Genomic DNA, 23,590 nt, shown 5'->3' on the forward strand with positions numbered 1-23,590 from the left:
AGTCACCAAGCGCGCACGCGCACGTGAGGCAACAAACCACCCTTCGCGCGCATCTTGACGTGAGGCAACAAGCCGACTCACGCTTTTGGCAGGGTCGCCAGTTGTGGATACCTGCGGCCACGGCTGGAACGGTTGTGGACGTGGCTCGATAGCGACGGTGCCGGTTTCGAGGTTCTGCGTGCTGGCTGAGCTGACCACGGTGACTCGTCAAAAAATTCGCGCGCACTCCCAGTGGGTGGGGTTGACGTTGCCGAGTCAGTCGCCCTGCCGGACCCACGCGATGATGTACAGACTCATGGCCACCACCAACGCGATCAGCACCCATTGAACTACCGCCTGGTCGATCCAGGATTCCGGCGGAGGTGAGCCGGGCAGGATGTTGCGCAGCGGGACGATGGCGAACAGCATTGCGGCATACCACGTACCGAACGGCGGCACGAATTTCCTCTTGCCCAGCACCATCGGAATAGCCACCAACAACGCCAGTGTCGGCAGGGTGACCAGAACGACGCAGATGAACAGGTCGAACACCAACGGACCCTTGGCTCGCTTGATGGTGACCAGCAGCGCAGCATCGTCGAGGGCACGGGAGTGCACGACGCTGGTTTCTTCCACCCGTTCGAGTTCGACGTCCCAGCCGTCCAGCCCGCCGGTTACCTCGACTCGGGCCGGGAGTTTTATGCGGCGGTCACCCGTGCCGACGAGGGTGTCGGCAGAAATCTTCTCGGTCGTGTAGGTGTCGAAAGGCCAGTTGGCGGGATCGCCGTGGGCCTCGATGACGGTCTCGACCTGCGCCGGCGCTTTTCCGGCCGGAAACTGCAGGTCTCCGAGGTCACTCGTCGGGTACAGGCGGACGGCGACATCATTGTTGAGCACGTCAAGTCGCTTGTCGTACAACGAATCTGGGGGATAGACCAGCACGTCGACCTTCAGCCGATTCGCCGTTGCTTTCAGGTCGTCAAGCCGCAACTGCACGATCGTGTCGTTGCCGCCACCCTGGCTCAAATCCAGTGGCGGCAACGGGCCCGCTGACCGCTGCAGGTAGTGGACGCCGAACAACGAAAAGACGTAGGCGCCAATGACGGCGGCCAGAACGAACGCGCCGAGCGAGATATGCGGCCGGTGCCTGTTGAGATAACCCAACACGCGCCGGACTCCCGCCGTTGGCTGCCGATCCGGTTGCGGTGGTGCCGGGGCCGCCGGTGTTTCGGTGGTCATCGGTCCCGCTCAGCAACTCGCCGGCGAAATCCATCCGGTAGGGACGACACGGGCAGATGGTATGAACTGAGGCGCTAGGTGCGCGGCGAAATCCCATGCTAGAAGGTCTTCTTTCACCTCCCGGAAAGTCGCTGTTAACGCGACCCGGCGTTCCGCCGACCGACGCGCCAGCGAAGGACCGGCCGAAGTGGGGCGCCCGGACAATTAACCCGCCTGGCAAACTCCGGGCAGTCGGTTTTCGATTGCTCGTTGGAAGTATTCAATTCACCTGACGTTTCTTTACCGGCACGGCAACAGCTGTAATTGTCGACCTAGGTCGACATCTGGCGGCCGTGTGCCCGACGCCAGGCGCCTGGCCAGTACGACTGCGGTGTCCCTGGGCCCGCCACGGCGGTGCGCGCCCGCACTCCCGAGGAGGAACCCCACGTGAAGCACACCCGACGGGCTGCCACCAAGCACGTGCTGGCCGCGAGCGCACTGCTGCTCGCGGGGTGTGCCACCCCATCGCACACCGCCCTACCTTATGCCCACGGATCGCGGGTCGATTGTGGTGGCAAACAACAAATCTCGGCCAGCGGCTCAACCGCGCAGGCAAATGCGATGCGAAAATTCATCGATGCCTATGCCAAGGCATGCAAGGGCCAATCCCTTTCCTACACCGCCAACGCGTCGGGCGCCGGCGTCGCCGACTTCCTGTCCGGCAGAAGCGACTTTGCCGGATCCGACTTGCCGCTAACCGACGAGCAGTACGCGGCGGCCAAACAGCGCTGCGACGGCGCCGACGCGTGGAACCTGCCGGTGGTCTTCGGTCCGATTGCAGTCACCTACAACATCAACGCCATCGACTCGCTCGTGCTCGACGCACCGACCCTGGCCAGGATTTTCAACGGCAGCATCACCCGGTGGGACGATCCGGCCATCACCGCGCTCAACGCGTCGATGCCCCCGGAGAACATTCACGTCGTCTACCGGGCCGACCCATCCGGCACCAGCGCCCACTTTCAGGCCTACCTGGAGGCGGCGTCCGGAAGTGCCTGGGGCCGGGGCGGCGGCAAGGTATTCAACGGCGGCGTCGGCACCGGCGCATACGGCAACATCGGCACCTCCGCAGAGGTGAAGAACACCGAGGGCGCGATCTCCTACAACGAACTGTCGTTCGCGCTGCAGGAAGGATTGTTCGCAGCCCAAATCAAGACCTCGGCGAGCCGGAAATCGTTGCGGCCGGTGCGTATTGGCGTCGACACCGTCGGAAGGACCATTGCCAACGCAAAGATCGTCGGCAAGGGAAACGATCTTGTGCTCGATACCACGTCCTTTTACAACCCCACCCAACCCGACGTCTACCCGATCGTGATGGTCAGCTATGAGATCGTCTGCTCGAAATATCCCGACCCCAGCGTCGGCCAGGCGGTGAAGGCCTTCCTGCAGGCCGCGGTCGGCCCGGGCCAGGCAGACCTGGACCGGACCGGCTATATCCCGCTGCCGCCCGAATTCCAGTCGCGGGTGTTCAGCGCAGTCGACGCCATCACCTCGACGCCGATAGCGAATGCCGGGTAAGCCGCGTCGATTGGCCTGACCGGCTTCAGGTCTTCGTCGGCGATTTTCGATCGCGATGCCGCCACCACGCAGTGATGAAAATAGTCATCGCGGTCACCAGGCCGATCAACACCCACAGCACGACGGCCTGGTCGATCCACGATCCGTACGGCGGGCTGCCCGGCAAGATGTTGCGCAGCGGCACGATCGCGAACAGCATTGCGCCATACCAGGTTATGAATGGCGGCAGGAACGACGTTCTGCCCAAAGCCATCGGGATAGCCACCCACAACGCCAGGATCGGGAGGGCGATGAGGACGAGGATGACGCCGACATCGAAGATCAGCGGACCCTTGGCCCGGTGCAGCGTGATGACCACGTTGTCCATCACGTTGGGGTCCGGGTCGTCGGGGTCGTGCACACGGGTGACGCTGGCATCCCAGCCGTCCAGCTTCCCGGTGACTTCCACACGGGCGGGTACCTTCTCGCGGTTGGGCCCGGTCCCGGTGAACACGTCCGCCGCAATGACTTGCGTCTTATAGGTGTCGAATGGCCAATTGCCCGGATCGCCGCGAGCTTCGATCGTGGTGGAGACCTGCGCCGGCGCCTTACCGACCGGGTACTGCAGGTCGCCGAGATCATTGTCCGGGTACAACCGCACCGCGGCGTCCGTGGTCAGCACACCAAAGTTCTTGTCGTACAGCGAATCCTTGGGGTAGACAAGCACATTGACCGTGAGTCGATTCGCCACCGTCTTCAGCTCGCTCAGACTCACCTGCACGATACTGTCCTCGGCCTCGACCTTGCTGAAGTCGACCGCGGGCAGCGGCGGCGCCGACTTGGCCAACAGGTGCACCGCGATCAGGGACAGCACGTAGACACTCACGATGGCCACGAGAATTCCGAATGCGATGGCGATTTGCCGTCCCCGCGACTCGTGCGGGGACGGAGGAAGCGGCGGAGCTTGTACAGTCATCGGACCTCACCACCACAAATTCGACTAGTTTGCTGCCTGCTGCTTAGGCACGGCCAGATGCTAACAGTCGGCGCGCGATTTCACGGGATAACCACCGCAAATTGCTGCATCGCGTGGGTTTCGCCGTGCCTGGCCCCGGGTCGGTCGGGCCGATTACTTGACGTGCTTAATCACGCGAAAAGGCAAGCGCGAGTTCAGCTTCCACGTCGACATACGGTCGGCCCGATAAATCGACGGTGACCGCAGCGATGCTGCCGCCGGTGAAGATGAACGGCGCCTTGTAACGGCTGGATACGCCGGAGCCCCCGTTGCGGCCGATGGTGATGCCCGCACCCGCCAGCCCGAACGTTCCCGGGTGGGTGATCACCTCCGCCAGCGTGCCGACCACCTCGTCGTCGATGAATAGGGTCACGCCGCCGAGCGGGGTGTGGCTGTTCGGCACCGTCCCGGTCCGCGTGTAGCTGACACCGAACAGGTGTCTGCCCAACGGCACCGAGCCCGCCGAGGAAACCAACTGCTGGCGCTCGCCGAGGAAGTTGTAGACATAGTGCAGCCGGCCGTCCTGGATGAACAGCACGTGCCCGCCGTGCGCTCCGCCCTGCTTGAACAGCACCCCTTCGGCCCCCGTGGTGTCCACCGTCACGTCGGCCAGGATCCCGAACGAGCGGCCACGGATTTCGGCAGCGGCGCCGATCCCGACGTCCGCGCAGTCGGGGTAGTAGACGTAGCTGCTCCGGTCCCCCGCCAGATGCGGCCGGAACCGGGTCAACGTCTCCATCAGATTCAGGTCGCCCAGTGGCAGCCCGTTGTACTTGGCGGCCTCGGAAAACCACAGTGCCTTCAGCTCTTCCAGCTTCTCGGGGTGCTGGGCGGCCAAGTCGTGGCACTGGCTGCGGTCGGCCTCGATATGGAAGAGCTCCCAGCGGTCGGCGTCGAAGTGTGACCACCCCGCGGGGCTGGCGGCGTGCACGGTGTTGGCGAACCAACCCTCGTGCCAGATGCCACGGGTGCCGAGCATGGCGTAGAACTGGGTCCGCTTTCCGGTGTCGGCGCTCGGATCGGCCAGGGCCGCTTTGAAACTCACACCGTCCAGCGGCTTCTGCGCAATACCCTTGACCGTGCCCGGCGGCGCCATGTCCAGCAGGTCGTAGACGGTCGGCGTGATGTCGGAAACGTTGACGTAGTTGTCGCGAATCTCGCCGCGCGCCGCAATCCCGTTGGGCCAGGAGATGATTGCGGAATCGGCGATACCGCCCTCATGCGAGGCATAGCGCTTGTAGAGCTTGTAGGGCGTGTTGAACGCCATCGCCCACCCGATCGGATAGTGGTTGTAGGTCTGCGGCCCACCGAGGTGGTCGAAGAGCTTCATGCTCTCCTCGACCGTGTCGATGTAACCGTTGAAGAACTTGCCCTCGTTCACCGATCCGTTCGGGCCACCCTCGCCGCTGGCACCGTTGTCGGAGATCACCACGACGATGGTGTTGTCCAACTGGCCGGACTCCTCGAGGTAATCCAGAATGCGGCCGATTTGGGCGTCGGTGTAGCTCAGGAAGCCGGCGAACACCTCGGCCATCCGGGTGAACAACCGCTTCTCTTCGTCGGTCAGCGAGTCCCAGGGCCGCACCGTGTCCTGTAGCGGCCACGGCTCGCCGTTGGGGCCCTGCACGTCCAGATAGGGGTTCACCGGGGACAATTCGGTCTCCGGCGGCACGATCCCCATCGACTTCTGGTTCTCCAGCACGATCTCGCGGTAGCGTTCGTACCCCATGTCGAACCGGCCCGCGTACTTGTCGGCCCACTCGGTGAAGACGTGATGTGGTGCGTGCCCGGCGCCCGGGCACACGTAACTGAACCACGGCTTGTCGGGCGCAATCACCTTGGCATCACGGATGAACTGAATTGTTCTGTCCGCCAAGTCTTTTGACAAGTGATAGCCGTCCTCGGGGGTGCCGGGCGGAGCCACCGGGTGGTTGTCGTACACCAGGTCGGGGTACCACTGGTCGGTCTCGCCGCCCAGGAAGCCGTAGAACCGCTCGAAACCGCGGGCGACCGGCCAGTTCCGCTTTGTGGAGGCCATGTTGGACTCTTCGAGCGGCGTGAGGTGCCACTTGCCGACGCAGTACGTGTTGTAGCCGCGCTCGGCGAGGACCTCGGAGATCAGCGCGGTATCGGTCGGGATGCGGCCGTTGCAGTTCGGGAAGCCCTCGGTGAATTCCTCGATGGTCGCCATCCCCACCGTGGTGGCGTTGCGGCCCGTCAACAACGAAGCGCGGGTTGGGGAACACAGCGCGGTGGTGTGAAACTGCGACAGCCGCACCCCGCGCTCGGCAATGCGCGACATGGCGGGCATCTCGACCAGGCCGCCGAAGCAGTCCCACGTGGCGATGCCGGTGTCGTCCCACACCAGATACAAGATGTTCGGTGCGCCGTCCGGCGCGGTGGGCGCCGCGTACGGACCCCAATCCGGGTCCGAGTCGCGGATATCCAGCTCAATCTTGCCTTGAAATTCGCGCGAGTCAGCAGACATGCGCCGAGCGTAACGCCGTGGCGAAGATTCCGATCTCTTTTCGCCCTGCCGTGGCGTGCGCAAAGCAAAACGCCCGAGGCCGCATGGCCTCGGGCGTTCAATGCTCGGCGATTACTTGGCCTTTTCCAACACCTCGACGAGCCGCCACCGCTTGGTGGCCGACATCGGGCGGGTCTCCATCAGCGCGACACGATCGCCGATGCCGGCGACGCTGTCCTCGTCGTGCGCCTTGACCTTCTTGGTCGTCCGGATGATCTTGCCGTACAGCGAGTGCCGCGTCCGATCTTCCAGCTCGACCACGATGGTCTTCTGCATCTTGTCGCTCACCACGTAGCCGATGCGCGTCTTGCGACGGCCGCGCGCCTTCGGGTTGGCCGGAGTGCGCTGGGGGCCTTTCTCTTTCGAAGTGCCGCCCTGTGGCGCAGCCTTCGAGGCGGCTTTAGCTTCTGCCATCACGATTCCTTGCTTCCGTCGGATCCATCAGGACCACTAGCCAGGCCCAGTTCGCGTTCACGCAGCACGGTGTACACACGGGCGATCTCGCGACGCACCGTGCGCAGCCGGCGGTTGTTGTTGAGCTGACCCGTCGCCATCTGGAAGCGCAGGTTGAACAGCTCCTCCTTGGATTCACGCAGGCGATCGGTGAGCTCTTCTTCGGTGAGCTCGCGCAGTTCGCCAGGCGAAATACCCACTGCCATCAGAACTGATCCTCTCGGGTGATGATGCGTGCCTTGATCGGGAGCTTGTGGATGGCCCGGGTGAGCGCCTCTCGTGCGGTCTGCTCGTTGGGGTAGCTGAGCTCGAACAGCACCCGACCCGGCTTCACGTTGACAACCCACCACTCCGGGGAACCCTTACCCGAACCCATCCGGGTTTCGGCGGGCTTCTTGGTCAGCGGACGGTCGGGAAAGACGTTGATCCACACCTTGCCGCCACGCTTGATGTGTCGGTTGATCGCGATACGAGCGGATTCGATCTGCCGGTTGGTGACGTACGCGTGCTCCAAGGCCTGGATGCCGTAGTCGCCGAAATTCACCGCCGTGCCGCCGCTGGCGATGCCGCGCTGGCGGGGGTGGTGTTGCTTGCGGTGCTTAACTCTGCGGGGAATCAACATGATTCAGCTCTCCGTGCTCTGCGGTTCGGGGGCGGAAGCACCCTCGGCCGCGGCGGTCGCAGTGGTCGCCGTGCTGTCGGCGCCTGCAGTGCTCTCTGCGGCACCTGCGGCGCGGCCGGCCTCGGTGCTGGTGGCCGTGGTGCCCGACGCACCGCTGCGGCGCGGGCGGGTGCCCGACGGCCGTTCGCGGCGCGGACGATCGGCTGCCGCCGGTGCGGCAGCGGCCAATTCGCGCTTGCCGCCGACGATGTCACCCTTGTAGATCCACACCTTCACACCGATCCGGCCGAAGGTGGTCTTGGCCTCGTAGAGGCCGTAGTCGATCTCGGCGCGCAGCGTGTGCAACGGCACCCGGCCCTCGCGGTAGAACTCCGAGCGGCTCATCTCGGCACCACCGAGACGGCCCGAGCACTGCACCCGGATGCCCTTGACGTTGGGCTGACGCATCGCCGATTGGATGGCCTTGCGCATCGCGCGACGGAACGCCACCCGGTTGCTCAGCTGCTCGGCAACACCCTGAGCCACCAATTGTGCTTGCGACTCCGGGTTTTTGACCTCGAGGATGTTCAGCTGGACCTGCTTGCCGGTCAGCTTCTCCAGGTCGGCGCGGATGCGGTCCGCCTCGGTGCCGCGGCGGCCGATCACGATGCCGGGCCGCGCGGTGTGGATGTCGACGCGGACGCGGTCGCGGGTCCGCTCGATCTCCACGTCGGCGATGCCGGCGCGCTCCAGACCGGTGGACAGCAGCCGGCGGATGGACACGTCTTCCTTGACGTAGTCCGCGTACTGCTTGTCCGCGTACCAGCGAGACTTCCAGTCAGTGGTAATCCCCAGCCGGAAGCCGTGCGGATTGATCTTTTGGCCCACTAGTCTGAGCCTCCCTTCGCTTCAGCAGTCTCAGACGTGTTGGCTTCGGATTTGGTCTCGGCCTTGGCTGCCGCCTTCTTCGCGGGCGCCTTGCTGGCCGCCTTCTTGGCGGGCGCCTTCTTGGCGGGCGCCTTGGCGGCAGCCTTGCTGCCCTCGGCGCGGCGCGCCCGAGACGACTTCGACGACTGCTGGTCCTTGCTCGGACGGCTCTCCACGATCACGGTGATGTGGCTGGTGCGGCGGCGAATCCGGAACGCCCGACCCTGGGCGCGCGGACGAATCCGCTTGGCGGTCGGCCCCTCGTCGGCGTAGACCGTGGCGACCACCAGGGTTGAGGGGTCCAGGCCGTCGTTGTTCTGCGCGTTGGCCGCGGCGCTGGCGATCACCTTGGCGACCGGCTCGCTGGCGGCCTGCGGCGCCCAGCGCAAGATGTCGAGCGCGTCGGTCACCGACTTGCCGCGGACCAGGTTGATCACCCGGCGCGCCTTGGTCGGCGACACCCGCACGAACCGTGCCTTGGCGGTCGCCGACGGGAAAGCCGAAGGAAATTCAGTCGAGGTCATCGCCGTTTGGCCTTCCGATCGTCCTTGATGTGCCCCTTGAAGGTGCGCGTCGGCGCGAACTCACCGAGCTTGTGGCCGACCATGGCTTCGGTGACGAACACCGGGACGTGCTTGCGGCCGTCGTGCACCGCGAAGGTGTGACCGATGAAATCGGGGATGATCGTCGAACGGCGCGACCAGGTCTTGATGACCTGCTTGCTGTTCTTCTCGTTCTGCACATCCACCTTCTTGAGCAGGTGGTCGTCGACGAACGGACCCTTCTTCAGGCTGCGTGGCATCTGTTACTCCTACCGGCCGTGCTTCTTGCCGGTGCGACGGCGCCGGACGATGAGCTTGTTGCTGGCTTTGTTCGGGTGACGGGTGCGGCCCTCGGGCTTACCCCACGGGCTCACCGGGTGACGACCACCGGAGGTCTTACCCTCACCGCCACCATGCGGGTGGTCCACCGGGTTCATCACGACACCACGGACGGTCGGACGCTTGCCCTTCCAGCGCATGCGACCGGCCTTGCCCCAGTTGATGTTTGCCTGCTCGGCGTTGCCCACCTCGCCGACGGTGGCGCGGCAACGCACGTCGACGCGACGGATCTCACCGCTGGGCATGCGCAGCGACGCGTAGCTGCCCTCTTTACCGAGCAGCTGGATGCTCGCGCCGGCCGAACGCGCCATCTTGGCGCCGCCGCCCGGCCGCAGCTCCACCGCGTGCACCAACGTACCGGCCGGGATGTTGCGCAGCGGCAGGTTGTTACCCGGCTTGATGTCGGCGTTCGCACCGGACTCGACCACGTCGCCCTGCGAAAGACCAAGCGGGGCAATGATGTAACGCTTCTCGCCGTCGAGGAAGTGCAGCAGCGCGATGTTGGCGGTGCGGTTGGGGTCGTACTCGATGTGGGCGACCTTGGCGTTGACGCCGTCCTTGTCGTTGCGCCGGAAGTCGATCACCCGGTAGGCGCGCTTGTGGCCACCACCCTTGTGCCGGGTGGTGATGCGCCCGTGCGCGTTGCGCCCGCCATGACCGTGCAGGGGGCGCACCAAGGATTTCTCCGGCTCCGTGCGAGTGATCTCGGCGAAGTCGGACACGCTCGCACCACGGCGACCCGGGGTGGTCGGCTTGTATTTGCGAATTGCCATGTCTAATCAGATCTTTCTCTCCACGCGCGGCGGGCTAGGCCGGTGCTCCGAACAGATCAATCGGCTTGCTGCCCGGGGCCAGCGTCACGATCGCGCGCTTGGTGCTCTTGCGCTTGCCGAAACCGGTCCGGGTGCGCTTGCGCTTACCCTGTCGGTTCGCGGTGTTCACCGATGCGACCTTGACGGAGAAGATCTTCTCGATAGCGATCTTGATCTGCGTCTTGTTCGAATCGGGGTGCACCACGAAGGTGTACACGTTGTCGTCGAGCAGTCCGTAGGACTTCTCCGAGATGACCGGAGCCAGGATGATGTCGCGTGGGTCAGTGACGGTCGCCATCAGGCCGAAACCTCCACATCAGCGTTGTCTGCGGTGCCCGTCGCCGCCGCGATGTAGGCGCGCAGCGCCTCGACGCTGAACACCACGTCGTCGGAGCGCAACACGTCGTAGGTGTTGAGCTGATCGGGCGAAAGGATGTGCACGCCGGGCAGGTTGCGCACGCTCTTCTGTCCGGTCTCGTCGGTGCGGCCGATCACGACCAGCACCTGCTTGCGATCGGTCAGCGTGCTCAGAAATGCCCTGGCACTTTTGGTCGACGGGGTCTGACCCGACACCAGCTCGGTGACCGCGTGGATGCGGCCGTTGCGGGCCCGGTCGGACAAGGCCCCACGCAGCGCCGCCGCGATCATCTTCTTCGGCGTGCGTTGGCTGTAGTCGCGCGGCTTGGGGCCGTGCACGGTGCCACCGCCGGTGAACTGTGGGGCACGCGTCGAACCCTGCCGGGCGCGTCCGGTGCCCTTCTGCCGGTACGGCTTTCGGCCACCGCCGGAGACCTCGCCCCGGGTCTTGGTCGAGTGCGTGCCCTGCCGAGCCGCGGCCCGCTGCGCGGTGACCACCTGGTGCATCAACGCGATATTGGCCGGCGCATCGAACAATTCGGCGGGCAGCTCGACGGAACCGTCGACCTTACCGTCCGGGGTCTTGACGTCAATTTCTAAATTCTTCGAAGCTGCCATTACTTCTCACCTCGTTTGATCGCAGTGCGGACCACAACGAGTCCACCGGTGCGGCCGGGAACCGCACCCTTGATCAACAGCACGCCGTTCTCGGCATCGACCTTGTGCACCACCAGGTTCTGCACGGTCACCCGGTCGTTACCCATCCGGCCCGCCATCCGCGTGCCCTTGAACACGCGCGCGGGCGTCGCGCAGCCACCGATGGATCCCGGACGACGGTGCACCGCCTGGGCACCGTGGCTGGCGCCCTGGCCACGGAAACCGTGGCGCTTCATGGTGCCCGCGAAGCCCTTGCCTTTGGAGGTGCCGGTCACGTCGACATAGGTGCCGTCGGCGAAGATCTCGGCCGTCAGTTCCTGGCCGACCTCATATTCGGCGGCCGCGTCCGGGCCGTCCAAACGCAGCTCGGCCAGATGCCGGCGCGGGTTGATTCCCGCCGCGGCGTACTGGCCGGTGACGGGCTTGGTGACTTTACGCGGGCTGATCTCGCCGTAGGCCAACTGCACGGCGCTGTATCCGTCGCGCTCCGGGGTGCGGATGCGCGTCACCACGTTGGGCCCCGCTTTGACCACGGTCACCGGCACGACCCGGTTGTTCTCGTCGAACACCTGCGTCATGCCCAGCTTGGTACCCAGAATGCCTTTTCTCGCCATTAGATCTGGATCTCCTACTGGATGTTGACGTCGACGCTGGCCGGCAGATCGATGCGCATCAACGCGTCAACGGTCTTCGGCGTCGGGTCGAGAATGTCGATCAGCCGCTTGTGCGTACGCATCTCGAAGTGCTCCCGCGAGTCCTTGTACTTGTGCGGAGAGCGGATGACGCAATACACATTCTTCTCGGTCGGCAGCGGCACCGGCCCTACGACGCTGGCACCCGTACGAACGACGGTCTCGACGATCTTGCGCGCCGAGGCGTCGATGGCCTCATGGTCGTAGGCCTTAAGCCTGATGCGGATCTTCTGTCCCGCCACGCTTCTCCTACCCTCACTCCTCGAAAAGGCCCGTGTCCGAGCCTGGTGCCCCCGGCCCGCCCGCTCGACCCGGCCATTGGGCCGATCGAGCGCCGCGCCGGATACTGCGCCGCTGTTTACCTGTCGTGGTCCACCGGCCCCCGCGGTCGGGCGTGTCACCCCACACACAGCCTCGGCGCGGCCATTTTGACGGCCAAGATAGTCGCTCCAAGGATGGGACCGGACGCGCCCGTTTGGGCGCTGGTCGTATGCCCGGCCAGGCGCAAACCCGGCTCAAGGCAACCCGAACAGTATGCCCTACATCGTGGCTGGTTCAAAATTGCGGGCCGAATCGCGCCCGCCGCCGCGCTACCAGGACGAATAGGGCATTTCACCCAGCTGCGAGGATCACGGTCCTTCGCGGATCGACCCCGGGTACATACGTTCGGATCGGAGCCAGGAAACCGAACGGGGGCGGCTGTGAACACACCGATCGTCGATGCCGCCGCGCAGGCGCTGGCCGACCCCATGGCCTATACCGACGAAGCCAAGTTGCACGCCGCCCTGACCCACCTGCGCGCACACGCGCCGGTGTCGCTGGTCGACCGTCCGCCCTACAACCCCTTCTGGGCGATCACCAAGCACGCCGATGTCATGGAGATCGAGCGCGCCCACGACCTGTTCACCAACCAGCCCCGGCCGGTTCTCGTCACCGCCGACGTCGATGGTCTCAATCGCGCCCGACAGGACGCCGGGTCGGCTCTGCGCACCCTGGTCCACATGGATGGCCCGGACCACCGCGCGTTCCGCGCGATCGGCGCCGACTGGTTCCGGCCCAAGGCGATGCGGACGTTGCAGCTCCGCGTCGCCGAGTTGGCCAAGTCCTACGTGGACGCGATGGCAGCCGCGGGCAACGAATGCGACTTCGTGCAGGAGGTCGCGGTGAACTTCCCGCTCTATGTGATCCTGTCGCTGCTGGGCCTGCCGGACTCGGACTTTCCCCGCATGCTCGCACTGACGCAGGAGCTGTTCGGCGTCAGCGACGCCGATCGCCGGCGTGGCAGCACGCCCGAGTCGCGCCTGGCGGTGATACAGGACTTACTCGCCTACTTCACCGCGCTCACCGCGTCGCGGCGCGAACACCCCACCCAGGACCTGGCCTCGGCGATCGCCAACGCCACGGTCAACGGCGAGCCCCTTTCGGACGTCGACGCCGCGTCGTATTACGTGATCGTCGCCACCGCCGGTCACAACACGACCAGTTCGACGATCTCCGGAGGATTGCTGGCGTTGATCGAAAATCCCGACCAGCGCAAGCGGCTGACCGACGATTTGGGACTGATGCCGCAGGCAGCCGAGGAGATGATCCGTTGGGTGACGCCGGTGAAGAACTTCATGCGCACCGCCACGGCCGACACCGTGGTGCGCGGCGTGCCGATCGCCAAGGGCAAGGCGGTGTATCTGTCCTACGTCTCGGCCAACCGCGACGAGGAGGTGTTCGACGGTCCGTTCCGCTTCGACGTCGGGCGAAACCCGAACAAGCACTTGGCGTTCGGCCACGGCGTTCACTTCTGCCTGGGCGCGACGCTGGCTCGCATGGAGGTGACCGGATTCTTCAGCGAGCTGTTGCCGCGGGTGAAATCCATTGAGCTGAATGGGGAACCGGAACTGCTCGCGACGACGTTCGTTGGCGGGCTCAAGCGTCTGCCCATTCGATACTCGCTGCGTTAGCAGCCGCCGCGAAGGGAATCGCGAGTCCGCGCATGAAACATGCCATCACTACCTTCGTCACCGACGAGAGCATTTCTCCGGGCGCACTCGCCATGGCGGTCGAAGAACGAGGGTTTGGCTCCCTGATCGTTCCGGAGCACTCCCACATGCCCGTCGCCTATGAAGAACCGTTCCCCGACGCGGGCACGCCGGGCCGCGAGTACTACCGCACCCTGGATCCCTTTGTGGTGTTGACCGCCGCCGCCATGGCGACACAAGATCTGGTGTTGATGACCGGCGTGCTCTTGTTGGCGCAACGCGATGTCTTCTATACGGCCAAGGAAGTCGCCAGCCTCGACCTGATCTCCGGTGGGCGACTCAAAATCGGCGTCGGCGTGGGCTGGAATCGGCACGAGATGCGCCATTGCGGTGTCAATCCCGCGACCCGGGGCGCTAAGACCGACGAGCAGATCCGCGCGCTACGACAGATATGGACGAACGACATAGCGGAGTTCCACGGCGAGTTCGTCGATTTCGGTCCGAGTTTCTCCTGGCCGAAACCGCTCCAACGGCCGAATCCACCGCTCTACATCGGTGGATCCAGTCGCGCCGCGCTGCAACGCCTTTGCGACGTTGGGGACGGTTGGCTGCCTCCCCCGCTGCCTGCCGACGAGATCGAGCGGGCACGTCAGTTCATGGCCGACAATGGCCGCCCCGACATCCCGATCACGATGTTCGGCGCCCCCGCGGATCCCAACGCGTTGGCCGATTACGCCGCCGCCGGCGTCGAGGAGGCCGCGTTCCTGCTGCCGACCCTGCCGGAATCCGATGCGCTGCGCGAACTGGACAAGCTGGCCGCCCTAGCGCAGATCACCACCTGACTGCGGGGCGGCTCAGCCGTCCGGACAAACGCCAGCTTCGCGTCAAGGCGCCGGGGCTCACCCCCCGCGGTTGGACCCTCAGGCACCCGCGGATTCGATGCTCGCGGCGCTCGCGCGCCGCTGTGTCCGCTGCACGTGCAGGAACCCGTCGACCGCGGCGAGCGCGCATTCGCGGTAGTCGAAGTCCGGCAGCGTCGACAGCCGGCCCAGCACCAGCGGACCGATCAGCAAGGCGATGGCCCGGGACCGGTCCACCTCGCCGAGCTCGGCGGCCTCCGGGCTGTCGAACAGGGCGTCGAACGGCGCCGCGTACTGCTGGGCGATGCGCTCGCGCAGGGTGGTGATGGCCGGGCTGTCGGCGGTGCGCGCGTGGTCGGGCTCCGGCAACCCCTCCAGGTCGCGGCCGAGCGCCAGCCAGGACATCGCGGTCATCACCGCCGGCGCCTGCGCCACGGCGTCGGCCTGCTCCAGCACCAGGGCGATCAGGCGGTCGCGCAGCGAACCCTCCTGCGGCGGCATCGGCGACGGCGGGATGAGGCTGTTGAACGCGGCTGCCAGCAAATCGTTTCCACTCGGGAAGTGGCGGTACAAAGTTGCCCTCGCGACGTTGGCGGTACGAGTCACTGCCTCGACGGTCACCGCGCTGGGACCCCCGGCGCGCAACAGCGTGGCCGCGGCTTCCAGCAAACGAGCGCGGGACCGAGCGGGCCGGGGGTCGGTGCTCTCCTCGGTGATTGTGACTCACCTCCCTGTTTAGAACTAAGACTATCCGTCTATCAACGAGACTATTGGTCTTAAATCTCTGCACGCCCCCGAAGGGAGGCGAATTCATGGTCGATGTCGTCGATGTCTTTGCCCGACCTGCACAGCGTACTGATGCGGTCCGTATTGGTGGTAGCCCTCGGGCGCGCGCCTGGACGCTGGCGGTCGCCTGCATGGGTGTCGCGCTGGTCGTCGCGTCGATGACGGCGCTGAACACCGCACTGGGCGATCTCGCCGTGGCCACCTCGGCTACCCAGTCGCAGCTGAACTGGATCGTCGACGGCTACACCGTGGCGCTGGCCTGCCTGCTGCTGCCGGCCGGCGCGATCGGCGACCGGTACGGCCGGCGCGGTGCGCTGCTGACCGGCCTGGTGGTATTCGCGCTCGGCTCGGCGACCCCGGCGATCCTGCACAGTCCCATGCAGATCATCGCGGGACGCGCGGTGGCCGGCGTCGGTGCCGCCTTCGTCATGCCCGCAACGCTGTCGCTGCTGACCGTGGCCTATCCGAAAGACCAGCGCATGAAGGCTGTCGGCATCTGGGCGGGCACCGCCGGTTCCGGCGGGGTGCTGGGATTAATCGGTTCCGGTGTGCTGCTGCGCTTTTGGGATTGGCACGCGATTTTCTGGTCGCTGGGTCTGACGGGATTGGTGATCTTCGCCCTGGCATGCACCGTCGCGCCGTCGCGCGACAAGACCGCTCCGCCCATCGATTCCCTGGGTGCGGTGCTGATCGGCACGGCGGTGGCGATTGCGGTCGCGGCGATCTTGGCGGCCCCCGACCGGGGCTGGGCCGATCCCCTGGTGTGGGGCGGAGTGCTAGTGGGGGCGATCATCGCCGCGCTGTTCGGGGTGGTCGAATTTCGGCGCGAACACCCGCTTCTCGACGTGCGGCTGTTCGCCGATCCCAATTTCGCCACCGGGGTGGCAGCCATCGTCGTGCTGTTCGGTGCGACGTTCGGGTTCTTCTATATCGGCATGCAGTACGTGCAGCAGATCATGGGGTACTCGCCGTTGACGACGGCAATCGCATTCGGCCCCTTCATGGTTCCGTTGGGCATCTTCTCAGCGTTGTCGTTCTGGTACGTGCCGAAACTCGGCTTGCGGCTGGTGCTGTTCATTGGAACCGGGCTGATGGCGGTCGGCTTCGCGTGCCTGTCCGGCCTGACCCTGCACTCCACCTACACTCAATTCGCTTGGCCCACCCTAATTCTGGCAACCGGAATCGGAATCTGCACGGCGCCGACGACATCGGCCATCATGGGTGCGGTGCCCGATGAGAAGCAGGGCGTCGCTTCCGCGGTGAACGACACCTCGCGGGAGATGGGCGGCGCCCTGGGCATCGCCGTGGCAGGTTCGATACTGGCCGGCCGCTATTCGCACGAGCTGGCGCCGCAATTGGCGAACTTCCCCCCGGCGGTGCGCGGACCCGCCACCGACTCCCTGGCCAAAGCCGTCGAAGTGGCCGCGCAACTCGGGCCGCAGGGCGCCAGGCTGGCCGAGGTCAGCAAGACCGCGTTTCTGACCGCCATGCACGCGTCGACGATCGTGATGGCCGTGCTCGTCGGCATCATCTCCGTCCTGATCGGACTGTGGGCCCCCGGACGCGACGGCAACCAGTTGCGCCCGGTGCGCCGCCTGCTGGCGCACCGACGCAGCTAGCGGCCCCTCAGCGGACGAACTGCGCCGCGCGATGCCCGAGCATCACGATGCTCGCATGCGGTCCGCGACTGGTGACCGTGGGCAGAATCGACCCGTCGATCACCCAAAGATTGTCGATCCCCCGCACCCGGCACTGCGGGTCGACGACGGCGCGCGGGTCACCGTCGACACCCATTGGGGCGCTGGCACACAGGTGCTGGGAAGTGGCCCAGGCGGGATCCCCCACATACGTTGCGGCGCTCGCCAATTCACGGGCCAACTCGGCCCCCCGCTGCAGGGCCGCCACGTCCTCGGGCTCGCTGTCGTAGCGGTGCTCGATGCGCGGGGGTACCCCGGGATCAGCCGACAACAGCGCGATGCGGCCCCGGGCCCGTGGCCGCATCAATGCCACGCCGATATGCGGCCAGTCCGGATGACCGGCGGCACCGTCACCGGTCATCGCGACGAAACCACCTGTGTAGGGCCTGATCTCCACATCGTCGGCGGTGTTGAGCACCACCTCGAGCACCGGTCGCCCAGCCGCGACCGTCCAGTTTGTGGGCAGCACCCATTCCGGGTGGTCGCTGCACGACATGCCGACCGGCAGCGACATCAGCACCGGGACACCGGATGCCCGCAACATCGCCTCGTCGCCGATACCCGACAGCATCAGCAGCTGGGCCGTTGCAATGGCACCGGCGCACAAGACGATTCGATCGGCCATGATTGTCGTTGCACCGCCGGGGCCCACCGCGTCGACGCCCGAAGCCACGGTTCGATTGAACCGCAATCGCACCGCCCGCGTTTGCGCCAGCACGGTCAGGTTGGGCCTACCCAACGCCGGCAGCAGATACGCCGCCCCCGAGCCGATCCGCACCCCGTCGACGATGTTGAGTGGCACCGCCCCGATACCCGGCATCAGCTGCGGTCCACAATCATTGAGATCGCGGATCCAGGAAAACCCGGAGCGGCGCGTGGCGTCGATGAAACTCTCTGTGGTGCCGGTCATTTCGTGTGTTCGACGGACACGTATCGGTCCTGCGTCGCCGTGTGCGGGACCGGTGAAGTCCAGGTCGGTCTCGATGGCGCGGAAATGGCCGGCGACGTCGGACCACGCCCAGCCCGGTATGCCCGCCCCGTCGAAATCCTGTGGTAATCCGCGACAGAAATATCCGCCATTGACCGCACCGGAGCCGCCGATCGTCGCGCCGCGCACGATCGGCGCCACCCGGACGGGCTGCTCGGTGAGCCTGGTCTGATAGCGCTGCACCAGCGGGCTGCGAGACCCGATCGGCAGCTGCAGCCCGTTGACGGTCTGCGCCAGCAGAGCCGGATCGCCGAGCGCCGGGCCGGCCTCGAGAACGGTTACCGCGCAGCCGGGGTCGGCGGAAAGACGTTCGGCAACAACCGATCCGGCACTTCCGGCGCCGACGATGAGCACATCGCTGTGCACGGTCAAGGCAGCGGCTAGCTGCGGATCTGCGGTTTGAGCGCGCGCAGGTTACGTTCGCGCACCACGCCCCACCACAGCCCCAACCCGTAGGCCAGGTCGTCGACGCGTTTGAGCAGCAGATAGGTCAGCGGCCCGATCGGTTCGGCGTCGTCACCGGTCGCGTCCCGCCGGCGAAGCCAGTCCACCACGCCGTCCATTACCGCCGCGACGACCACGACGCGGCGACAGTGCCGGGACAGGATCGCCGCAACCAGCGCGACCGGCCAGTAGTGCCGGCAGATGGCCGAGGCGAGCTGCAGCGCCGCCGACCATAGGCCGCGGGCCGCGATTGCCAGCACATCGGCAAACGAGGTCTCGGTGCCGCGCATGGCGTTGGCGATGCGCCGACCGGTCAGCAACGCGATCAGGATCGACGTCAGCTGGGACAGGCTGGTGCCCAGCGCCATCAGTATCCAGGCCATCAGCGCCCAACCCGAGATCACCACCGGGGCCGTCTTGTCGGGGTGCCGCACCGACAGCGGAGCCGCAGAGCCACCGTAAAATGCCTTGCGCGCAACCCAATCCCGCAGTTGGGTGCGGTGATCGTGCGCGACGAGCGCAATCGGCTCGTAACGCAGCCGGGCGCCTGCCTCGATGAGCCGCCAGCACAGGTCGACGTCCTCGCCGGACTGCATGGTCTCGTCGAACCCGCTGACCTCGCATAGGGCCGCACGACGGCAGATGATCGCCGCGCTGGGGACGTAGGAGACCGTGCTGTGCGGCAATACCGGCGCCTCGCGCTGCCCGAGGTCCAGCGAGGAGTGCACCGCCTCGTAGCGCGCCACCACGTTCTCGCTATGCGCCAGCCCCACGATGCGCGGCGCCACCAGCGCCACGGTGGGGTCGCAAAAGTGACCGAGCAGTGCCTCGAGCCAGCCGCGCCGCGGCGCCACGTCGGAGTCCAGGAAGGCCACGAAGTCGGTGGTGCACGCCGCCAGACCGGTGTTGCGCGCCGCGGCCGGGCCCCGGCTGCGGGGGTGGTGCAACACCTCGATGTCGCAATGCGTGCCCGCGAAGTCCTCGGGGCGAATCGGCGTGACGGAACCGTCGTCGACCACGATCACCCGCAGGCCGCGCAGCGAGTTCAGCAAACGCCGCACACCACACACGTTGTCGCGCACCGGGATTACCACGGTGACGTCACGATGCGACGGGCCGCCGGCGGGGCGCGGATGGGCGACCGTGGCGTCCAGCAGGGTGCGGGCGAGCTGAGCGCTGACGTCGTCGCGCACCTTCAGCCGGCCGTCCGAGATCATCCCCTGGGCGGCCGGCGCGAGCTTGAGCAGCCGGGTCGGCGATCCGCCGAGCAGGGCCGACCCGTCGCCGAGCACTCGCACGCGGCGGTCCACCTGGACGGCGAACCCGTCCGGTAATCGAGGCGAGCTCATGTCAGCATTCCGTCCGCGCCGGGCGACCAACGCCCGATTCGGCGCACCCCGCCCGCCACCATCTCCGCGAAGATGCGCTGGCCCTCGGCCGCGGTCGCGGTGGTGGGGTCGCCCAGGACGCCCACCGGGCTGACGGCCGCGACGCCACCCCTGCGCATCGCGGGCAGCAACTCGGGCAGCGGCGCCGGATTCCCGGCCGACCACCGGTCGGTCAGCACGTCGGACGGCGAGATGTGCAGCAGCACCGAGGTTTCGGTGTGACCGGCGTGCGCGTCGCCACCGGCGGTGGCGCACGGGCACCAGGCGGCGTCGCGTCCTTCGGCGCGCAGGGTGGCGACCGCCGACCGCAGCGCCTCGGTGTTACCGCCGTGGCCGTTGACGAAGACGAGTCGCTGGGCCCAACACGCGGCCGACCTGCCGTACTCGACCAGCAGCAGGGTCAGGGCGTCGGTGCCGACGGAAATCGTGCCCGGGAAACTCTGGTGCTCGCCGCTGGCGCCGTAGGCGATGGCCGGCGCCACCGACCACGCCTGCCGCAACTCGGCCGCGCACGCCGCTCCGATAGCCCGGGCGACCGCGGTCGCGATCCGGGTATCGGTGTCCAACGGCAGGTGCGGACCATGTTGCTCGGTCGAACCCAGCGGGGTCAAAATCGACGCCGGGGTGCCCAATAGATCGCTCGACGTCGCAGTTCCTAATTCGCCGAGTACGGGCACTCGGTGATGGTAGGACGAATTCACCTGGCGTGCACCAATCGTTGTGCCATCAAAGTTATTTTTTTTCTGGCCCGTTCACCGAATCCCCGAAAGTCTCCTCGTTCGTCACGGTTGCCACGCGCGTACCAAATTTTCGCACACGTCGATTTTCGCTGGCAATGACGAATTCACTCCCGGTTCTGCTCGATAGATGGCTAAGCCGCCCGATTTACCCGCGTTTTGTCGGGCAGACCCGCCGGACTACGCCTGCCCCCCGGTCGGCAGGCCGAGTGCCCGGGTGAACCCGTCCGGCACCAGAATGTCGCTGGGCCTCAGGTCGTGAACCGACGCATGCCCCAGCCCCATGAGCGCCGAGTCGATCCCACCGCGCAGCACATCGAGCACGTTCTCCACCCCGGCCTGGCCATTGGCGGCCAACCCCCACAGGTAGGCGCGGCCGATCATCACCGCGCGCGCCCCCAGCGCCACCGCCTTCACCACGTCGCTGCCGCGCCGGACGCCGCCATCCAGCAACACCTCGATCTGGTCGCCGACCGCCGCCGCCACCGGGGCCAGCGCGCGGATCGTGGCCGGCGTCCCGTCCAGATTGTTGCCGCCGTGATTCGACACCGAAATCGCCGAAACCCCGGCATCGACAGCCCTTTTCGCGTCATCCACACGCATGACACCCTTGAGCATGAACGGACCGCCCCAGAGCTCGCGCAACCAGGCAATGTCGTCCCAAGTCGGCGGGGGCGTGCCCATCCACTCCCCGTAGGCGGCAAAGAAGGGCGGACCCTGCTCGCCGCGGCGCGCCTGGTTGGGCACCGCCAACGTCGGCGGACGCATGGTCTTCGCCCAGTTCAACAACCACCGCGGTTTGAACGCGGCCTCCGGCGACAACCTCAGGATGGTCCGCAGGTTCATCTCTTCCGGGATCTTGGGACTGCCCCAGTCACGTCCGTGCGAGAACGACCAATCGGTGGTGACGATCAGGCCGACCGCACCGGCCGCGCGGGCACGCTCGACCCGTTGCGCGATCGCGTCGCGACCACCCAGCCAATACACCTGGAAGAACAGCTTGGGGTTTGCCGCGATGACTTCCTCGATCGGTTTGCTGGCAAACGAGGACAGTCCCATCGCCGTCCCCCGTGCCGCGGCGGCGCGCGCCACGGCGACCTCCCCATCCGGGTGCACCGCCTGCACCCCGGTCGGCGAAATCAACACCGGCATGGAAATGTCTTGCCCCATAACGGTGGTCGACAATTCACGCTTTTCCTGGGCACCCACGACGTGCGGCGCGAAACCGAGCTCACCGAATGCTTCGACGTTGTCGGAGACCGTAATTCCCTTTTCGCTTGCGGCAATCAGGGCCGAATAAACGGATTTCGGCAGCCGGCGCTTGGCGCGCTGTTGCGCGATGGCGACCGTCTCGAACCACTCGTCGGCCACGGCTACACCGGGCTCTCGTTACACAGTCGCGCCGGCGGTTGCTGCGGCGGGCGTACCGACAGGGTCAGCGGCACGGGTTGGCGCACCTTTTGTCCGCGCGAATGGTCGGCACGCGGTCGCGGGGTCTCTCGGTCACGGGCGAGCGCCGAGGCGCTGTGCCCCTGCACGCACTCGGGATCCGGACCGTCCAGCGGCAGGCCGGTGAAGAACTTGGCCGCCATGCAACCGCCTCGGCAGCTGTCATAATGCCCACAACTGCCGCACGCTCCGGCCGATTGCGGCTCCCGCAACTCGCGAAACAGCGGGGCGTTCTTCCATACGTTGGAGAATCCAGCCCCAAAACCAGTGTCCGTCAATACGTTTCCGGCCAAAAAGCGATCGTGGATGGCGAACGGGCAGGCGTAGACGTCGCCCACCGGGTCGATCAGGCACACCACCCGGCCGGCTCCGCACATGTTCAGCCCGGCCAACGCCCCGGACGACCCCAGCGGCGCCAGATGGAAGAAGGAGTCGCCGGTGAGCACCCGCTCCCCCTTGGCGACCAGCCAGTCGTACAGTTGCACCTGCTGGGCCGCGGTCGGGTGCAGTTCTTCCCAGACGTCCGCGCCGCGACCCGAGGGACGCAGCCGGGTGATTCGCAGCGTGGCACCGTAACGGCTTGCCAGGGCAGCGAATTCATCGAGCTGGTCAACGTTGTGCCGGGTGACGACGACGGAGATCTTGGCGTCTTTGAATCCGGCCGCGGCCAGGTTTTCCAAGGCGCGCACCGCCATGGCGAACGAGCCGGGCCCGCGGACGGCATCGTTGACCTCGGCCGTCGCGCCGTCCAGCGAGATCTGCACGTCCACGTAGTCGCTGGCCGCTAGGCGCTGGGCAACCTCTGCGGTGATGCGGACCCCGTTGGTCGAGAACTTCACGCCGACGTGGTGCTCGGTGGCGTAGTCGACGAGCTCCCAAAAGTCTTGGCGCACTGTAGGTTCCCCGCCGCCGATGTTCACATAGAACACCTGCATGCGTTCCAACTCGTCGATGATGTCTTTGCATTGACGGGTGGACAACTCCCGCGGGTCGCGCTTGCCCGAGGAGGACAGGCAATGCACGCAGGCCAGGTTGCAGGCGTACGTGAGCTCCCACGTCAGACAGATGGGCGCGTCCAGTCCATGCTCGAACTGCTCGATGAGCCGGGGTACCGGAGCCGCTGTTGTCATAGGTGGTCCTCCTGAGGCACCAGCATGCGGGACTCGACCAGCACACCCAATGCGTGTAGATACGGCCCCTGCGCGCAGTCGTCGACACCGGCGGCACGCAGTGCCGACCGGACGTCGGAGTGGTCGGCCAGCGATTGCACCACCGCCAGGATGGTGCGGTTCTTCAGAAACGAGAGCTTGCGAGTGCCGAAGTGATACAGCAGTGCGCCAAACGGTTCCGGTCGAACCGCGACCTGGGGATGCAATCGCCAACCGCGATCAGGGTCGAATTGGCTTTGCGCCGCCCGAGCCTGCGCGGGCGCGGGCACGGTCAGTAGACCCCGCACATTCCGTCGATCGATACCTCTTCAACCAGAGTCTCGGTGACGAGTTCGGTCTCGGTCTCGGTCTCGCGGTCCATGCGCATTCCTCTCCTGGCCTCTCGGACATTGCCTGCGGTATCGACAAGGATGGTCGATGTTGTCA

Annotated in this window: 26 protein-coding genes; 4 read left to right on the forward strand and 22 right to left on the reverse strand. The window is 66.2% G+C overall.

Features of this window, described 5'->3' with window-relative positions; genetic code table 11:
* Window positions 1–255: 255 nt before the first annotated feature.
* On the reverse strand, window positions 256–1,218 hold the full coding sequence (locus AWC25_RS25690) for a DUF4436 domain-containing protein (RefSeq protein ID WP_084229547.1): 963 nt from the start codon (window positions 1,216–1,218) through the stop codon (window positions 256–258).
* A 426-nt stretch (window positions 1,219–1,644) separates the two neighbouring features.
* Here AWC25_RS25690 and pstS point away from each other — a divergent pair, with 426 nt between their 5' ends.
* A complete protein-coding gene (gene pstS / locus AWC25_RS25695) occupies window positions 1,645–2,775 on the forward strand; it encodes a phosphate ABC transporter substrate-binding protein PstS (RefSeq protein ID WP_069402636.1) in 1,131 nt (376 codons plus the stop codon).
* A gap of 25 nt (window positions 2,776–2,800) precedes the next feature.
* On the opposite strand, the gene AWC25_RS25700 is transcribed toward pstS, so the two are convergent.
* The 13 genes from AWC25_RS25700 to rpsJ all read right to left on the reverse strand — a co-directional run bounded on the left by AWC25_RS25700 (window position 2,801) and on the right by rpsJ (window position 11,918).
* Complete coding sequence (locus AWC25_RS25700) at window positions 2,801–3,730, reverse strand: DUF4436 domain-containing protein (RefSeq protein ID WP_069402611.1); 930 nt, start codon at window positions 3,728–3,730, stop codon at window positions 2,801–2,803.
* Between the two features lie 166 nt (window positions 3,731–3,896).
* Window positions 3,897–6,257: an arylsulfatase gene (locus AWC25_RS25705; RefSeq protein ID WP_069402612.1), complete on the reverse strand. Its 2,361-nt coding sequence runs from the start codon at window positions 6,255–6,257 to the stop codon at window positions 3,897–3,899.
* A gap of 111 nt (window positions 6,258–6,368) precedes the next feature.
* The gene (rpsQ, locus tag AWC25_RS25710) at window positions 6,369–6,713 is read right to left on the reverse strand and encodes a 30S ribosomal protein S17 (RefSeq protein ID WP_169717169.1); all 345 of its coding nucleotides are present in this window, start codon (window positions 6,711–6,713) and stop codon (window positions 6,369–6,371) included.
* Entirely contained in the window at window positions 6,710–6,955 is a 246-nt protein-coding gene (gene rpmC, locus AWC25_RS25715; RefSeq protein WP_069402614.1) for a 50S ribosomal protein L29, read from the reverse strand. Before rpmC ends, rpsQ begins: the two co-directional genes overlap by 4 nt.
* On the reverse strand, window positions 6,955–7,371 hold the full coding sequence (gene rplP / locus AWC25_RS25720) for a 50S ribosomal protein L16 (protein WP_044509828.1): 417 nt from the start codon (window positions 7,369–7,371) through the stop codon (window positions 6,955–6,957). The genes rpmC and rplP overlap by 1 nt, the downstream gene beginning before the upstream one ends.
* Before the next feature lie 3 nt (window positions 7,372–7,374).
* The gene (rpsC, locus tag AWC25_RS25725; RefSeq protein WP_069402615.1) at window positions 7,375–8,238 is read right to left on the reverse strand and encodes a 30S ribosomal protein S3; all 864 of its coding nucleotides are present in this window, start codon (window positions 8,236–8,238) and stop codon (window positions 7,375–7,377) included.
* The gene (gene rplV, locus AWC25_RS25730) at window positions 8,238–8,801 is read right to left on the reverse strand and encodes a 50S ribosomal protein L22 (RefSeq protein WP_069402616.1); all 564 of its coding nucleotides are present in this window, start codon (window positions 8,799–8,801) and stop codon (window positions 8,238–8,240) included. Before rplV ends, rpsC begins: the two co-directional genes overlap by 1 nt.
* Window positions 8,798–9,079: a 30S ribosomal protein S19 gene (rpsS, locus tag AWC25_RS25735; protein WP_025738376.1), complete on the reverse strand. Its 282-nt coding sequence runs from the start codon at window positions 9,077–9,079 to the stop codon at window positions 8,798–8,800. The genes rplV and rpsS overlap by 4 nt, the downstream gene beginning before the upstream one ends.
* A 9-nt stretch (window positions 9,080–9,088) precedes the next feature.
* A complete protein-coding gene (rplB, locus tag AWC25_RS25740) occupies window positions 9,089–9,931 on the reverse strand; it encodes a 50S ribosomal protein L2 (RefSeq protein ID WP_069402617.1) in 843 nt (280 codons plus the stop codon).
* A gap of 34 nt (window positions 9,932–9,965) precedes the next feature.
* On the reverse strand, window positions 9,966–10,268 hold the full coding sequence (gene rplW, locus AWC25_RS25745) for a 50S ribosomal protein L23 (RefSeq protein WP_069402618.1): 303 nt from the start codon (window positions 10,266–10,268) through the stop codon (window positions 9,966–9,968).
* Window positions 10,268–10,945, reverse strand: coding sequence for a 50S ribosomal protein L4 (rplD, locus tag AWC25_RS25750; protein WP_085168178.1), 678 nt, complete (start codon window positions 10,943–10,945; stop codon window positions 10,268–10,270). The genes rplW and rplD overlap by 1 nt, the downstream gene beginning before the upstream one ends.
* Window positions 10,945–11,598, reverse strand: coding sequence for a 50S ribosomal protein L3 (gene rplC / locus AWC25_RS25755; RefSeq protein ID WP_069402620.1), 654 nt, complete (start codon window positions 11,596–11,598; stop codon window positions 10,945–10,947). The genes rplD and rplC overlap by 1 nt, the downstream gene beginning before the upstream one ends.
* A 14-nt stretch (window positions 11,599–11,612) precedes the next feature.
* The gene (gene rpsJ / locus AWC25_RS25760; protein WP_003873519.1) at window positions 11,613–11,918 is read right to left on the reverse strand and encodes a 30S ribosomal protein S10; all 306 of its coding nucleotides are present in this window, start codon (window positions 11,916–11,918) and stop codon (window positions 11,613–11,615) included.
* Window positions 11,919–12,425: 507 nt separating this feature from the next.
* On the opposite strand from rpsJ, the gene AWC25_RS25770 reads away from it, so the two are divergent.
* Complete coding sequence (locus AWC25_RS25770; protein ID WP_084229550.1) at window positions 12,426–13,628, forward strand: cytochrome P450; 1,203 nt, start codon at window positions 12,426–12,428, stop codon at window positions 13,626–13,628.
* A 32-nt stretch (window positions 13,629–13,660) separates the two neighbouring features.
* A complete protein-coding gene (locus AWC25_RS25775) occupies window positions 13,661–14,488 on the forward strand; it encodes an LLM class F420-dependent oxidoreductase (RefSeq protein ID WP_069402622.1) in 828 nt (275 codons plus the stop codon).
* 78 nt (window positions 14,489–14,566) lie between these two features.
* Here AWC25_RS25775 and AWC25_RS25780 read toward each other — a convergent pair whose 3' ends face one another.
* The gene (locus tag AWC25_RS25780; protein ID WP_264033807.1) at window positions 14,567–15,172 is read right to left on the reverse strand and encodes a TetR/AcrR family transcriptional regulator; all 606 of its coding nucleotides are present in this window, start codon (window positions 15,170–15,172) and stop codon (window positions 14,567–14,569) included.
* Between the two features lie 146 nt (window positions 15,173–15,318).
* Between AWC25_RS25780 and AWC25_RS25785 the strand changes: the two genes are divergently transcribed.
* The gene (locus AWC25_RS25785; RefSeq protein WP_084229548.1) at window positions 15,319–16,911 is read left to right on the forward strand and encodes an MFS transporter; all 1,593 of its coding nucleotides are present in this window, start codon (window positions 15,319–15,321) and stop codon (window positions 16,909–16,911) included.
* A gap of 7 nt (window positions 16,912–16,918) precedes the next feature.
* Here the strand turns inward: AWC25_RS25785 and mftG are convergent, their stop codons facing one another.
* The 7 genes from mftG to mftA form a co-directional block, all read right to left on the reverse strand.
* Window positions 16,919–18,349: a mycofactocin dehydrogenase MftG gene (gene mftG, locus AWC25_RS25790; protein ID WP_198166731.1), complete on the reverse strand. Its 1,431-nt coding sequence runs from the start codon at window positions 18,347–18,349 to the stop codon at window positions 16,919–16,921.
* Between the two features lie 8 nt (window positions 18,350–18,357).
* Entirely contained in the window at window positions 18,358–19,770 is a 1,413-nt protein-coding gene (gene mftF, locus AWC25_RS25795; RefSeq protein WP_085168180.1) for a mycofactocin biosynthesis glycosyltransferase MftF, read from the reverse strand.
* Complete coding sequence (mftE, locus tag AWC25_RS25800) at window positions 19,767–20,510, reverse strand: mycofactocin biosynthesis peptidyl-dipeptidase MftE (protein ID WP_069402625.1); 744 nt, start codon at window positions 20,508–20,510, stop codon at window positions 19,767–19,769. The genes mftF and mftE overlap by 4 nt, the downstream gene beginning before the upstream one ends.
* 216 nt (window positions 20,511–20,726) lie before the next feature.
* Window positions 20,727–21,917, reverse strand: coding sequence for a pre-mycofactocin synthase MftD (gene mftD, locus AWC25_RS25805; RefSeq protein ID WP_069402626.1), 1,191 nt, complete (start codon window positions 21,915–21,917; stop codon window positions 20,727–20,729).
* Between the two features lie 2 nt (window positions 21,918–21,919).
* Entirely contained in the window at window positions 21,920–23,125 is a 1,206-nt protein-coding gene (mftC, locus tag AWC25_RS25810; protein WP_085168182.1) for a mycofactocin radical SAM maturase, read from the reverse strand.
* Window positions 23,122–23,451, reverse strand: coding sequence for a mycofactocin biosynthesis chaperone MftB (mftB, locus tag AWC25_RS25815; protein WP_198166732.1), 330 nt, complete (start codon window positions 23,449–23,451; stop codon window positions 23,122–23,124). Before mftB ends, mftC begins: the two co-directional genes overlap by 4 nt.
* Window positions 23,436–23,525 carry a mycofactocin precursor MftA gene (gene mftA / locus AWC25_RS25820; protein WP_044509813.1) on the reverse strand — a complete coding sequence of 30 codons (90 nt, stop codon included), beginning with the start codon at window positions 23,523–23,525 and terminating at the stop codon, window positions 23,436–23,438. Before mftA ends, mftB begins: the two co-directional genes overlap by 16 nt.
* Window positions 23,526–23,590 lie beyond the last annotated feature (65 nt).

It is taken from the genome of Mycobacterium sherrisii (genome assembly GCF_002102355.1).
GTDB classification, from domain to species: Bacteria; Actinomycetota; Actinomycetes; order Mycobacteriales; family Mycobacteriaceae; genus Mycobacterium; species Mycobacterium sherrisii.

Bases quoted from the DNA above. Each gene is read 5' to 3' on its own strand.
- AWC25_RS25690 (WP_084229547.1), bottom strand. From the start codon at position 1,218: ATGACCACCGAAACACCGGCGGCCCCGGCACCACCGCAACCGGATCGG.
- AWC25_RS25700 (WP_069402611.1), bottom strand. From the start codon at position 3,730: ATGACTGTACAAGCTCCGCCGCTTCCTCCGTCCCCGCACGAGTCGCGG.
- AWC25_RS25705 (WP_069402612.1), bottom strand. From the start codon at position 6,257: ATGTCTGCTGACTCGCGCGAATTTCAAGGCAAGATTGAGCTGGATATC.
- rpmC (WP_069402614.1), bottom strand. From the start codon at position 6,955: ATGGCAGTGGGTATTTCGCCTGGCGAACTGCGCGAGCTCACCGAAGAA.
- rplP (WP_044509828.1), bottom strand. From the start codon at position 7,371: ATGTTGATTCCCCGCAGAGTTAAGCACCGCAAGCAACACCACCCCCGC.
- rplV (WP_069402616.1), bottom strand. From the start codon at position 8,801: ATGACCTCGACTGAATTTCCTTCGGCTTTCCCGTCGGCGACCGCCAAG.
- rpsS (WP_025738376.1), bottom strand. From the start codon at position 9,079: ATGCCACGCAGCCTGAAGAAGGGTCCGTTCGTCGACGACCACCTGCTC.
- rplB (WP_069402617.1), bottom strand. From the start codon at position 9,931: ATGGCAATTCGCAAATACAAGCCGACCACCCCGGGTCGCCGTGGTGCG.
- rplW (WP_069402618.1), bottom strand. From the start codon at position 10,268: ATGGCGACCGTCACTGACCCACGCGACATCATCCTGGCTCCGGTCATC.
- rplD (WP_085168178.1), bottom strand. From the start codon at position 10,945: ATGGCAGCTTCGAAGAATTTAGAAATTGACGTCAAGACCCCGGACGGT.
- rplC (WP_069402620.1), bottom strand. From the start codon at position 11,598: ATGGCGAGAAAAGGCATTCTGGGTACCAAGCTGGGCATGACGCAGGTG.
- AWC25_RS25770 (WP_084229550.1), top strand. From the start codon at position 12,426: ATGGCCTATACCGACGAAGCCAAGTTGCACGCCGCCCTGACCCACCTG.
- AWC25_RS25775 (WP_069402622.1), top strand. From the start codon at position 13,661: ATGAAACATGCCATCACTACCTTCGTCACCGACGAGAGCATTTCTCCG.
- AWC25_RS25785 (WP_084229548.1), top strand. From the start codon at position 15,319: ATGGTCGATGTCGTCGATGTCTTTGCCCGACCTGCACAGCGTACTGAT.
- mftF (WP_085168180.1), bottom strand. From the start codon at position 19,770: ATGAGCTCGCCTCGATTACCGGACGGGTTCGCCGTCCAGGTGGACCGC.
- mftC (WP_085168182.1), bottom strand. From the start codon at position 23,125: ATGACAACAGCGGCTCCGGTACCCCGGCTCATCGAGCAGTTCGAGCAT.
- mftA (WP_044509813.1), bottom strand. From the start codon at position 23,525: ATGGACCGCGAGACCGAGACCGAGACCGAACTCGTCACCGAGACTCTG.